The sequence below is a fragment of the Aureibacter tunicatorum genome (genome assembly GCF_036492635.1).
GTDB lineage: Bacteria > Bacteroidota > Bacteroidia > Cytophagales > Cyclobacteriaceae > Aureibacter > Aureibacter tunicatorum.
In genome coordinates, this window is sequence record NZ_AP025305.1 from 2661710 (window position 1) to 2674859 (window position 13150).

Genomic DNA, 13150 nt, shown 5'->3' on the forward strand with positions numbered 1-13150 from the left:
AGGAAATGTTAAAAGCAGTAGGTATATCAAAAGTTTACGGAGACCTTCAAGTTCTTGACACAGTCGATTTCACTTTGGAGAAAAGCGAAATTGTATCTATTGTAGGAGCTTCAGGGGCAGGAAAAAGCACTTTGCTTCATATATTAGGAACATTGGACACGCCTGACACTGGTGAAATTCTCATCAACGGTGAGAACATCACCAAAATGAAAGCCAATCAACTGGCTCAGTTCAGAAACCAATACATAGGTTTCGTATTCCAATTTCACAATCTATTGCCGGAGTTCACCGCACTCGAAAATATATGCATGCCTGGCTATATAGCTCAAAAGCCAGAAGCGGAAGTAGTCAAAAGGGCTAAAGAGTTACTGGAAATGCTAAACCTCTCTTCTAGAGCGGACCACAAACCACAAGCATTATCCGGCGGCGAACAACAAAGAGTCGCAATCGCAAGAGCCTTGATCAACAAGCCTCATATCGTCTTTGGAGACGAACCAAGCGGCAACCTTGACTCAAAAAGCGCCAAAGAGCTTCATCAACTTTTTTTGGACCTGCGTAAGGAATTAGAATGCGCTTTCGTCTTAGTAACTCATAACAATGAGTTGGCGAATATGGCGGATAGAAAATTAGAAATGGCAGATGGTAAACTAATCTAAAATATCATGTATAAAGTAGGAGACACATATTCATACAAATTCACATTCACTCAAGATCAGGTCAATAAATTCGCCGAAGTTACAGGTGATTTCAATCCTTTGCACTTGGATGCAGAGTACGCTGCCAATACGCCTTTCAAAAAACCTATCGTTCATGGAATGCTTGGAGCCAGTATTTTTTCCAATGTTTTGGGAACTAAATTCCCGGGAGAAGGCTCTGTGTATCTTGGGCAAAGCTTAAGCTTCAAAAGAGCAATGTTTGTTGATGTAGCATATGAAGCCTTATTTGAGATTGTTGACATCAATGAAACAAAACATATCGCTGATATAAAAGTTGAGATCAAAAACATTGACGGTAGACAAAAGGTGCATTTAGACGGAATTGCTCAAGTCATGCACTCTAATTTGCTGTAACATTGCTTGATTATGTTATGAAAAAATCATATAATTATTAAATCAACTTAAAAAATAATACTAGCATGAAGAAGACATTGATATTATTGACGGCATCTTTGCTTATATCTTTTGGATCATTTGCAGCATCGGAAATCACTTCCAACGATGTAAAAGTAGAGTGCCCAGAAAAAAAATGCGGAAAAAAATGCAGCAAGGAAGACAAAAAAGCATGCTCATCGGATAAGAAAAGTTGTAAAAAAGCTTGCGCAGACAAGGAAGCTAAAACTTCTTCCAATGAGCAAAATGCAAAATCATGCAGCAAATCCAAATCATGCTCAAAATCTAAATCTGACAAGTCTGAATAATTCATAACATGCAACAATATCTTGACTTGATGCGCCATGTCATGGAGAATGGCGTGGAAAAGCACGATAGAACTGGCACAGGGACAAAAAGTATCTTTGGACATCAAATGCGCTTTGATCTATCCAAAGGCTTTCCTTTGTTAACTACAAAAAAACTTCATCTGAAATCCATTATCCATGAACTGCTTTGGTTCTTAAAAGGAGATTCCAACATCAAATACCTGAAAGAAAATGGAGTGAGAATCTGGGATGAATGGGCGGATGAAAATGGAGACTTAGGGCCTATTTACGGAGTTCAGTGGAGAAGTTGGCCAACTGCGGACGGCAAACACATTGATCAAATTTCACAAGTCTTGGATCAAATTCAAAATAATCCTGATTCGAGAAGAATGATTGTAAGTGCTTGGAATGTCGGTGAAATTCCAAATATGAATCTTCCTCCATGCCATGCTTTATTTCAATTTTATGTCGCGGATGGAAAACTATCTTGTCAATTGTATCAAAGATCTGCCGATATATTTTTAGGAGTGCCTTTTAACATTGCCTCTTATGCTCTACTGACTATGATGATCGCCAAAGTGAGCGGACTTGAATATGGGGATTTTGTGCATACATTAGGAGATGCCCATATTTATTCCAATCATTATGATCAAGTCAGCCTTCAATTAACAAGAAAACCATTTGATTCTCCTCAGATGATTATCAAAGACAGAGAAAGTCTATTTGATTTCGAATATGAAGACTTTGAACTTAAGAATTACGAAGCTCATCCGCATATCAAAGGCATCGTTGCTGTTTAATCAAAAAATACTAAAATAGCGCGGAGCTTAAGCGAAATTTCGCTTAAGCTCTTCCTACTACTATCGAATCCCTACTATATTATTTCGCGCCTTTATTCATTTTTTTCATTATTCATCATCTTCCTTATTCGGATCTTTTCCAAAGAGCAAGTTGATCCCGAAGTGAACATTTGCCGATTTGGCATTATTCACATTGACAATACCAAAGAGGTTGTCCGTTGTAGTGTACAATTGAACAGGGCCTAAATTCAAAGCAACTGCAATACCAACATTATGAATTCCTTCATTAACATAACCTACTGTTCCCCCAGCTTTTAACAATTCATTTATCTGATAAAAGTACAATAAACTAAATCCAGGATTGAAATCATTCTGATTATACGTTCCAGCAAAAGTCAAACCCACAGAGTGCCTCTCCAAAGTAAATGTTCCGTTCAAATACATTTTCGACGCCAAGGTACTTCTATAACTCCTATCTATAGCTTTTACCCGAAATGTGGAATCCAATACATCCAACTCATCTTCCAAACGATCCTCTATTTTGTCTTCCCCTCCTTCAAAAGATAAAATATCCGAAAACTCATTTCCATCCAATGTATAATTAATTTGATTCACCTGATGATTTTCCACATCGTCTTTCCAATGTATAAAGCCTAAATCTATAATTGATCCGCTAACATGCAAGTAATCATTTACTTGATAACTCGCTCCAAAATCGAATGCAAACCCATAATTCTTATTCTTAATCGCATAATCGAAAAAATTGGAATAATTGCTATTGTCATCATTAATCAGGGCCATCACTCCTGTCGTCTTCAGTTCAGCTCCCGCATCTGTAGAAATACTCAACCTACTTTCAGATAAATTTGTCGCAAGAGCTCCCTGCAAATTATTCGACTCAACATTAACCATTCCTTTCAGAAATTTCACTTTTACTCCTAAAGTCAACCTATCATTCACTTTGCGTCCATAACCCAAACCTACTTCAGCGAAAGTAATCGAATTTATTTGCAAGCTTTCGGAGCCAATCTCTCTAAGGTCACTTTTGCCGTCATCTGGTTGAAATCCATGTTGCGACAAACCTTCAAATTCCACTAAACCGATGTTTCCGTTACCATCCAAAATTTCATTAATTATTCCATCGGGCATGTCAAAATCATTTTGAAACCTGGCCTTCAAGCCTATATTAAAAAAATTCTTTTTCACTTGATAGCCGAAACTAAAAACCTCTAATTCAATTGAGTTACGCAAATAATTATTTTCAGCAAGGTTATCTGCCAAGTAATTCAAATCGATAACGAACTCTCCTTGATCATTTTTCCGAAAAAACTGATTAAAAGAAAACCCATTGGTCATGCTTAAATTCACACTTGAAACGGCAGGAAAACCAATATAAAACCTTTTTTCCGGGAAAAATGAAGGATTTAAGCCATTTGCTTGCGGTGTAAAATTACCTAAATCATATAAACTAAAGTCATACTGGGCATACAAATCTCCCAAGGAAATACTCGTCAAAAATATTATTACAAATAAAATTCTTTTCATCTCTACATCCTTTCATTAATATTATCCCTTACATTGATTCCTGTGTCTATATCAGCATGAATTGCTACTTTAATACTCAAGCTGTCTGTATTTCTAAAAGCAACACTCTCCATCTCGGAAGGCGTATTCATCTGCAACTTCATTGAATAATAGTGTATATCACTAAGTCTATCCATCAACTTGTCGCTTAACAAGACATATGCTTTTTCCTGCATCATTGAAGTTACTGTACCATTCTGATCCACTTCGGCCGCCCCTATTTTGTTGTTGATATCCGGATCAGTAAACACAGAATCAATTACTTCCATATTCTTGTCTAGAAAGAAAATCTGAAATCCAATCGACAATGGCATTTCATTTTTAGTCCTTATTTCCAACAATGCTTTTTTCACTCTGCTTGTGAATTTCTCATCCAAGCTAAAAAAGTCCACGGTATCCCTAAAACCGAATTTTCGCATCGCTATATCAAAAGGCAACTCCATATTTACTGAAACTTTCGCTTCGCTGTCGTCAAATAAATAATTCGAATGCGGAAAAGGCTCCATGTCGTTCACAGTAGCAGAAGCGTCGACATTAAAACTTTCAGGCATAACGTCTAGCAGTTCTTTCAAATTAGAATTCGAATTGTCAATAATTATTTGATGCAAAGACTTACCTTTGAATTCCATTGGTCGAGGAACCAACGTATTTTGATTCAAAGCCATCCCTTTCAATTTATACTCTTCCTCGTTCTTCTGGGCGCTAAAGTCTTTGAAGTTCAACCTAAAAGGAAAACCAAAGCTATTTTCAACATTAAAAGTGATACTTGGAGAAGCGAACTTCATATCTCCTTCCAATTCGTCTCCAAACAAATCTATATCAAAGCTCGTCTGCCCCATATCTATTGCCATATGTCCAAAGTCTCCAAATACAGCTTTATATTGAACATCTATCAATTTAACTCTGAACTCTAAAATATTTCCTACTGTACGATTAGCAGGGATATTCCCTTGCAGCGCCATACCCAATGTAAACCTATTTTTCACTTGAGATTCATTTTCAAAAACTCCGGTCAAATAGGTCAATGGAATGTTAATTTGATTACTCTCACCTGTTTCTATACGAAGATTTTCCTTATGAACTCTCTCACCATCCTTCAATGAATAAACAACAATATTTGCATCCAATGGCAAATCACTAATAGGTTCAAACTCCAATGCCATTACACCTCCTTTAAACCATACAGAATCCAATAATATATCATCTTCCATGTTCAACTCGAATTCAAACCGCTCTTCGGGAATATTCAATGGCGTGTCCTCATTAACTTCAAAAGGCGAATTGTTCAATGAAATTCTATCTGTAAACTGCTGATCATCAATTGAAATAATATCTTCGGCTTTTTGTGGATTAAGCTTTTCCTCCACTACCAAGACCAAATTTCCATCTCGGCTTTCAACATTAACCGAACTATCCATCTCTGTCAAGAAGTCTTCAAAGCTGTAATTAAACTCGCCCATTGGCAATGAGCCGGGAATGTTAATATTAAGACTGTCCGAATAACTATCCAAATTCGTTAACTCACTGATACAGCTTGTTTGATAACAAGCCAAAAGAACCAGAAAGCATTTTAAAATAATAGTAGGTGTTCTCTTCATACCCTTCACATTTCGTTTACTAGGAATTCATATCAATAACACCCTTTAATTCAATAGGTTCTCAATCTCATATCACTATAAAACCTTTCTATATAACTATATGAAGTAATTTTACTTTCCATTATTTTTTAAAATTATTCTTATGAAAAATCAAACAATATGAAATAACTTAGCGTATAGTACTATGTATTGCAAGGTACTTTAGAGACTACACAAATGAAAATAGAAAACACCAAAGCACAAATGCGAAAAGGTATATTGGAATTCTGCATACTCAAAATCATTTCCAGAGGTGAAGTATATGCTTCTGATATGCTGACAGAACTTAAAGACGCTAAAATAATGGTCGTGGAAGGGACCCTTTACCCTCTGCTTACCAGACTAAGAAAAGGCGGACTGCTCGACTACAGCTGGAAAGAATCCTCTTCTGGCCCGCCGAGAAAATATTATGAACTAACGGAAAAAGGTTTCCAATTTTTAGAAATGATGTCATCCACTTGGCATGAACTTAAAGAATCGACAGACCTTATACTCAACACCAAAGCCTAATCCCATCATGAAAAAAAACATAAGCATAAATATTAGTGGAATAATATTCCATATCGAAGAAGACGGATTCGAAAAGCTTCAAAAATACCTCAAAGAAATTCGAAAATATTTCTCAACTTTTGAAGACAATGAAGAAATCATTGACGATATCGAAAATAGAATCGCTGAAGTATTTCTTACCAAACTTGACAAAAACAAACAAGTAATATCACTTGAGGATGTCGAGGAAATAATTTCTATGATGGGCAGTATTGAAGACTTCAAAGAAGTTGAGGACCAGCCATTTATAGAAGAAAATGAAGAAGAAAAAGTCCATAACACGCCCCCTTCAAACAAAAAATTATACAGAGATACTCAAAGAAAGCTATTGGCAGGCGTTCTTGCAGGTCTTGGGCATTACTTCAAAGTAGACAGTATTTGGCTAAGGCTAATATTCCTGTGCCTAGCCTTCGGTATTTTTTGGTTTCCACCTATTTTCTTCGGATTGTTTATCTCATACATCATCATGTGGATCATTGTCCCGGCTAAAGATGACTTGGAAGAACAAAAATTCAACCGCAAACTATTTAGAGATCCAAACAATAAGATTATCAGCGGATCGGCGAGCGGTATTGCTTCATATTTAGGCGTTGATGCTATTGTAATTCGATTGGTATTTATACTTTCTTTCTTTCTTGGTGGAACTGGCATATTGATTTATATCATTATATGGTCCATCACACCCAAGGCTAAATCATTCAGTGACAGAGTCCAGATGAAAGGAGAACCTATAACACTTTCAAATATTGAAAATTCTATCAAGTCAAAACTTGAAACCGATGAAAAAGAGGAGTCTGTTCTTGCGAAAATAATATTGCTTCCTTTCAGAGTGCTTTCATCTGTATTTGAATATCTTGGCAAGCATATGAAACCGCTTTTAATCTTCTTAAAAGATGCCATCAGTATAATCACAGGTGTAGTATTTATTCTTGTTGGAGTCGTGACTTTTTGCATGAGCATAATATTCCTGCTAATTGTAGTAGGCCTAGTAAATTTTGATTTTGGAACTTTTCCAGCGGCACTGTTCATTCATAGCTTCCCGATTGGAATCTACTTCTTCACTATAATGATTATGATTCCGCCATTGGCATATTTAATCATACTCGGGCTAGTGTTAATCAAAAATGATTTAAAAATAAAGTCAGGAATCCATTGGGCATTGCTAAGTCTTTTCTGCATCGGAATAATCGGAAGCGTGGTTGTATCAACTCAAATAGCTACTTCATTTAGCCAAATTGAAACGGCAAAGTCCGAAGAGACATTGAATTTGAATGGTGAAATCATCATGATTAATAGCAATAAAATCAATGGCTATAAAGCTCATCAAGTAAATGATCTTCAAATTGAAGGCTATAATGGAAAGTCCATAAAAATCATTGAACTAAAAGAATCCCATGGCAAAAACAAAGAAATGGCAATGCTCAGAGCCGGAGACATCTCCTACTCTTATACAATAAATGACTCTACTTTGACTTTGGATGACTCTTATTTCTTCAAGCCTGAGTCAAAGTTTAGAGATCAAAAGCTTCGCTTGAGACTTTTCATCCCATATGACCAAAAATTCACTATTGACGAAGACCTAGACAATATACTAGATAAGAATATTTTATACAGATTTGGCTACGACGAAAATATGCTGGATAATAATGTATGGTATTTTGACAAGCAAAATGATCTGGTTTGTCAATCATGCAATTTGTCTCAAGGAAATCTCAATACAGAGAGCCTGAAAGACATAATCTTTGAAGAAATTATCATCGATGGGAATCTCGATATTTCATCTACAATCGGGAATAACTTAGGAATCGAAATTTCAAATGAAATTCGCAACAAACTCGATATCGCTCAAAGCGATGAAATTTTATACTTGTCAAACCCTAACAAGGGTCGAATAAACGCTGATATAAATATCCCAACAGGTGTCAAAAAAATCATTCTAGAAGGAAAAGCGACGCTCAACGCTAACTTTGAAAATGTAGACAAAATTGAACTTATCTTAAATGGACACTCTCAATTAATCGCTTCAAATATTGACGCTAAAAAAATAGAGCTAGAGCTTTACGATAATTCCAAAGCAACATTGTCAGGCAAAACCGTGGACTTGGAAATAGAAGGCAATGAAAATTCCACAATATCAGCCAAAGAGCTTATTAGCTCAAATATCGAAATAGAACTTACAGAATCAGCTAAAGCCGAAATCAGCCCTGAAGAAAAGCTCAGTGCCAAAACTTATAACAACAGCTTAATAAACTATTGGGGATCTCCAAAAAATATCAACACCAATATCAAAGGAAACAGTGAAGTAAATAAAAAAGATTAAATGATAAAAGCAATAAAGGTTGGGACAGAAGAAATTCTGTTCAACCTTTATTTACCTTTGCAAAGTTTTTGAGTACTTTTTCTCAAAAAGCGCTATATTTCATTGACAGATACCATATCTAAATCATCTCGATCGAGATTAATGTCTAAAATCAGATCGAAAAACACAAAGCCAGAGCTAGTTGTAAGAAAAAAACTACATTCGATGGGCTTTAGATTCAACCTATACGGAAGGTACAAAAATACCACTCTGCCCGGCAAGCCGGACATTGTCCTGCCTAGGTATAAAACTGTTATATTCATCAATGGATGCTTCTGGCATGGCCATCAAAATTGCAAGAATTTCAGACTGCCAAAGTCCAATGTATTTTACTGGAAAAAGAAAATCCGAAACAACATCTTGCGTGATAAGAAAAACTATGCCTCACTAATAGAGCTAGGCTGGAAAGTCCTTATCATTTGGGAATGCGAATTGAAGAAAAGCATTGCGGAAAAGAACATCCAGGCTTTAACATTGAAGATTTTAAACAAATAACTAAGTCTGCAATCTATTCGTTTGTTAATCTCTTTGCGCCAGCATTGCCAATAAATTCAATATTTCAATATACAACCACACTAAAGTAACCATAAGGCCAAAAGCTCCATACCATTCCATATATTTTGGCAAACCCGACTCTTCCCCTCTGACGATAAAATCAAAATCCAAAACAAGATTCAACGCTGCGATAATAATCGCAAAAATAGTAAAACCAATACTAAATAGACTTCCGCTATACAAAAAACCCGAATGCACTCCAAACAAACTCAAAATCCATGAGAAAAGATACACCAAAAAAATACCTCCTGTTGCGGCGAACACTCCCATTCGAAATTTATTCGTCACTTTTACCAAGCCCATTTTATAAATGATCAACATAGTTAATAATGTCCCCATAGTTCCCATCACTGCCTCAATAGCAATGCCTGGATATGACCTCTCAAAGACCCCTGATACAGCGCCTAAAAATAATCCTTCGAATACAGCATAAATTGGGGCAGTGAATCTAGCCCACTCCATTTTGAATGCTGTTACCAAAGCCAACAAAAATCCACCAATAGCCCCCATCATCGCCAAACCTCCCATATTAGCCCCTTGCAATGTCTGAGCAAAAGTATACATCGCGCATACAACGATAATCAGCGACAACAGAATCGCTTTAGTTGCCGCTCCCTGAGCACTCATCACACCTTGGCCTTGAGAAATTGTAGATCGGTTTTCCAGACTTCTAAATACTGGATTTGATGTTTTGGTAATATTCATCTGAATTTCAGGTTTGTCATAGTTCTAAGACTAATTTTTTCTATTATTGTTATTTATTAACTCAACCAAAACCTCATGCTCATGGAATTTAATAGAAACCGCCTGAAATTAACAATCATAGTATAAACAAATTAGTCTAAAACCTTATATCACTATAACCTTAAAGTGAGAAATGGAAAATATAAAACTTAGCGACTTAACAAACATTGTCAAAAAAACTATCAATAAAAATCTCTCACTGTCCTACTGGGTCATTGCTGAAGTTAGTCAAATAAGCCTAAATGCTTCAGGACATTGTTACCTAGAGCTAGTTGAGAAAGAGAATAATCAAATCAAAGCCAAAATCAGAGCCAATATATGGGCTTTTACATACCGTAAAATAATTAGTTGGTTTGAGCAATCAACCGGAAACAGATTGCAAGTCGGCATGAAAATCCTTGCTAATGCGAATGTCGATTTCCATCCAGTATTTGGCTTAAGCCTAACAATCAACGACATAGACCCAAGCTATACACTAGGCGAAAAAGCCAAGGAAAAACTTGCTATTATCAATGCCCTGCAAAAAGATGGGATCATGGATATGAACAAGGACTTGGAATTGCCTACGGTACTGCAAAATATCGCGGTAATCAGTTCAAATACAGCAGCGGGTTTTGAAGATTTTCAAAATCAATTGCTGGGCAATTCACAAGGACTAAAATTCAACATTTCCCATTTCCCCTCCATTATGCAAGGAGAAAAGGCTGAAAACAGCATCATACAAGCCTTGTATGCGATTCATGATGAGATTGATCAATTTGATTGCGTAGCTATCATTAGAGGCGGAGGTTCTAAAATAGACTTGGACTGCTATGACACTTACAACTTAGCGGCTCACATAGCACAGTTCCCTATCCCTGTTTTGACAGGCATAGGACATGACAGGGACGAATCAATAGCCGATATGGTAGCTCATACATCTTTTAAAACACCTACAGCTGTTTCTGCATTCATAATTGAAAAATCAGTGGAGTTTGACGGAATGTTGAACTATTATTTTCAAAAAATTCTGGAAAGCACACAGCAGCGATTAAGCGCTGAAAATTTAAAACTAACTAAGCTAAGCCAAAATATCAAAATATATTCGACTGACAGACTTCACTTCGAAAGCAATAAGCTTCGCTCTATTGGAAACAGAATTTCAGCAAGCTCCAGCAAGCGCATATTTACTAAAAACCAAGAATTCGAAGCCATTTTTGAGAAAATAAAGTTTAAAACGCTCTCAAGAATAGAACGCGAGAAGCACAAATTGGATATGCAATACAAAACCATTGCCTTATTGCATCCAAATAGAATAATGGAAAGAGGATATTCCATCACTTTGCTTAATGGGAAAGTCATTAACAACAATTCGAAAATCAACATTGGCGATAATATTGAGACAATTGTCAAAGACATAAAAATTAGCAGTAAAATAACGAATACCGAAACATATGGAAATTGAAAATCTATCGTATAAAGAAGCGATGAAAAAATTAGAATCGATTTTGGAAAAGGTAGAAAACCCTGAAACCGATCTTGATGAACTGCTGTCTCTAATAGAGGAAGCGGGAAAACTAATGGAGTATTGCAAAGGCAAACTTCAGAATACTGAAGAAAAAATTAACAAATCAATCGAAAAACTAAACTAATTAGTTTAAATTTTCATTTAGCTTAACTAAATTTAATAGCCTATTAAATAGTTACGCATGAACGACAGAAAAATCATTCACATTGACATGGACGCTTTTTACGCATCTGTAGAAGAGTTGAATGATCCTTCTTTAAAAAACAAACCTATCGCTGTAGGGGGAACGTCCAAAAGAGGCGTTCTTGCTACAGCCAATTATGAAGCCCGAAAATATGGAGTGAGATCCGCTATGCCTACGCACTTAGCTCTCAAGAAATGTCCTCATCTTATTCTTGTCAAGCCGCATTTTGACCAATACAAAAAGATTTCTCTACAAATACGAGATATTTTCTACAGCTATACTGATTTGGTGGAACCTCTCAGTCTTGACGAAGCTTTTTTAGATGTAACCTCTCCCAAAAGGGGGCCTCATTCAGCGACACTGATCGCTGAGAATATTCGTAAAGAAATTTTCAAGGAAACAGGCCTTACGGCATCAGCTGGAGTATCAAATTGCAAATTTGTAGCGAAAGTTGCTTCCGATTACAACAAGCCTAATGGAATCACTATTGTCCCTCCCCATGAAATTGAAAGCTTTATTGAAGATCTAGACATCGAAAAATTCTTTGGGGTGGGCAAAGCAACTGCAAAAAAAATGCACGCCAACAATATTTTCAAAGGCAAAGACATCAAATCCTACTCTCTTAATCAACTAACAAAACTATTTGGTAAGACTGGACTTTTCTTTTACAATATATCCAGAGGCATTGATGAAAGGCCTGTTGTTCCGCATAGGACAAGAAAATCGTTAGGAGCTGAAAGAACCTTTGAAGAAAATAAATTTGAACTGAATGCTCTTTTGCATTCCTTGGATAAAATCAGCGATGAAGTCTGGTCAAGAGCCACTAAGCAAAACATTTCAGGAAAGACAATCACTGTTAAAATCAAATACGCCGACTTCACACAAGTGACTCGCAGCAAAACCTTCAACCACACAATACGTTCTTCAGATGAGCTTTATCATATCGCCAAAGATATCATGAGCGATAATTTCAATGAAAATTTGCAAATAAGACTACTAGGCATAACACTTTCGAAATTGGAAGGTATAACAATTATCAAGGCTGGGACACAACTGTCTATAGATTTTAACGTTTTTTAAATAAGCAAATGATGATAAATCTCGTATTTATAAATAAGAAATTTACTATCTTGTAATGTCATAAACGATCGAGGATGAAGAAAATCGCATATATAATAGCATTGATAGTCGCTTTACCACTTTTTGGCCATGCACAATATGTGACTGAAGTGGAAGGCTTTGACGAAATTAAGCCTACTAATACGGATCTAAATATGTTCTTCGCTACAGGTAGTTTTTACAATCCCTACATGGGCGGAAGAACTTCAGGCTATACCTACGGAATAGATGTTTCTCACAGAATCAATAAAGAAATAAAAACTATAGCCGGCACTAAAGCTGTAGCCTCCTATGGTGTGAGAGTAGTTCATATGAATGAAAACTACGGTCCGTACAGAATGACAACGACTATGGTGGGGCCTCAAATCTACTTGCCAATATCAAACAAGCTTGACCTAAATATGGAAGTATTGGTTGGTAATAGACAATACACTGGAGAAACCCTGATCATGAATGATGCTCACAATAGATCTGTCAATCAAGCAAATAATTTGGCTTACTCGGTCAATGCGCAACTTCATTACAAAATATCAGATAATGCGCACTTGTTTCTTAATATCCAGTCAACAAATGTTGGCGCGGGCAATCCTTACGGATATGGTTACGGAGCAGGTTATCCAGGTTATGGTTATGGAAGGCCGACACCTTATGGCAGATATCCTGGATCAAGAATGTGGTAATAATTACAACTCAAT

The 13150-nt window shown here is 36.3% G+C and carries 14 protein-coding genes; 11 read left to right on the forward strand and 3 right to left on the reverse strand.

Features of this window, described 5'->3' with window-relative positions; all coding sequences use genetic code 11:
* Positions 1 to 5: 5 nt before the first annotated feature.
* From AABK36_RS11460 to AABK36_RS11475, 4 genes are all read left to right on the forward strand, one after another.
* Complete coding sequence (locus AABK36_RS11460) at positions 6 to 656, forward strand: ABC transporter ATP-binding protein (RefSeq protein ID WP_309939183.1); 651 nt, start codon at positions 6 to 8, stop codon at positions 654 to 656.
* A gap of 6 nt (positions 657 to 662) precedes the next feature.
* Positions 663 to 1070 (forward strand): MaoC family dehydratase, encoded by a 408-nt coding sequence (locus AABK36_RS11465; protein ID WP_309938902.1) that lies wholly within the window; start codon positions 663 to 665, stop codon positions 1068 to 1070.
* Between the two features lie 65 nt (positions 1071 to 1135).
* The gene (locus tag AABK36_RS11470; RefSeq protein ID WP_309938899.1) at positions 1136 to 1417 is read left to right on the forward strand and encodes a hypothetical protein; all 282 of its coding nucleotides are present in this window, start codon (positions 1136 to 1138) and stop codon (positions 1415 to 1417) included.
* An 8-nt stretch (positions 1418 to 1425) separates the two neighbouring features.
* Entirely contained in the window at positions 1426 to 2217 is a 792-nt protein-coding gene (locus tag AABK36_RS11475) for a thymidylate synthase (protein ID WP_309938897.1), read from the forward strand.
* A 108-nt stretch (positions 2218 to 2325) separates the two neighbouring features.
* Here AABK36_RS11475 and AABK36_RS11480 read toward each other — a convergent pair whose 3' ends face one another.
* Positions 2326 to 3762 (reverse strand): DUF5723 family protein, encoded by a 1437-nt coding sequence (locus AABK36_RS11480; RefSeq protein ID WP_309938896.1) that lies wholly within the window; start codon positions 3760 to 3762, stop codon positions 2326 to 2328.
* 2 nt (positions 3763 to 3764) lie between these two features.
* On the reverse strand, positions 3765 to 5399 hold the full coding sequence (locus tag AABK36_RS11485; protein WP_309938895.1) for a hypothetical protein: 1635 nt from the start codon (positions 5397 to 5399) through the stop codon (positions 3765 to 3767).
* Between the two features lie 216 nt (positions 5400 to 5615).
* On the opposite strand from AABK36_RS11485, the gene AABK36_RS11490 reads away from it, so the two are divergent.
* From AABK36_RS11490 to AABK36_RS11500, 3 genes are all read left to right on the forward strand, one after another.
* Complete coding sequence (locus tag AABK36_RS11490) at positions 5616 to 5948, forward strand: PadR family transcriptional regulator (RefSeq protein ID WP_309938893.1); 333 nt, start codon at positions 5616 to 5618, stop codon at positions 5946 to 5948.
* Positions 5949 to 5955: 7 nt separating this feature from the next.
* A complete protein-coding gene (locus tag AABK36_RS11495) occupies positions 5956 to 8307 on the forward strand; it encodes a PspC domain-containing protein (RefSeq protein ID WP_309938890.1) in 2352 nt (783 codons plus the stop codon).
* A gap of 102 nt (positions 8308 to 8409) precedes the next feature.
* Positions 8410 to 8841, forward strand: coding sequence for a very short patch repair endonuclease (locus AABK36_RS11500; protein ID WP_309938889.1), 432 nt, complete (start codon positions 8410 to 8412; stop codon positions 8839 to 8841).
* A 24-nt stretch (positions 8842 to 8865) separates the two neighbouring features.
* On the opposite strand, the gene AABK36_RS11505 is transcribed toward AABK36_RS11500, so the two are convergent.
* Entirely contained in the window at positions 8866 to 9606 is a 741-nt protein-coding gene (locus tag AABK36_RS11505) for a Bax inhibitor-1/YccA family protein (RefSeq protein ID WP_309938888.1), read from the reverse strand.
* A 172-nt stretch (positions 9607 to 9778) separates the two neighbouring features.
* Here AABK36_RS11505 and xseA point away from each other — a divergent pair, with 172 nt between their 5' ends.
* The 4 genes from xseA to AABK36_RS11525 all read left to right on the forward strand — a co-directional run bounded on the left by xseA (position 9779) and on the right by AABK36_RS11525 (position 13135).
* Entirely contained in the window at positions 9779 to 11089 is a 1311-nt protein-coding gene (gene xseA / locus AABK36_RS11510) for an exodeoxyribonuclease VII large subunit (RefSeq protein ID WP_309938886.1), read from the forward strand.
* Positions 11079 to 11276, forward strand: coding sequence for an exodeoxyribonuclease VII small subunit (gene xseB, locus AABK36_RS11515; protein ID WP_309938885.1), 198 nt, complete (start codon positions 11079 to 11081; stop codon positions 11274 to 11276). Before xseA ends, xseB begins: the two co-directional genes overlap by 11 nt.
* 57 nt (positions 11277 to 11333) lie before the next feature.
* Positions 11334 to 12416: a DNA polymerase IV gene (gene dinB / locus AABK36_RS11520; protein ID WP_309938883.1), complete on the forward strand. Its 1083-nt coding sequence runs from the start codon at positions 11334 to 11336 to the stop codon at positions 12414 to 12416.
* 74 nt (positions 12417 to 12490) lie between these two features.
* Positions 12491 to 13135: a hypothetical protein gene (locus AABK36_RS11525; RefSeq protein WP_309938881.1), complete on the forward strand. Its 645-nt coding sequence runs from the start codon at positions 12491 to 12493 to the stop codon at positions 13133 to 13135.
* Positions 13136 to 13150 lie beyond the last annotated feature (15 nt).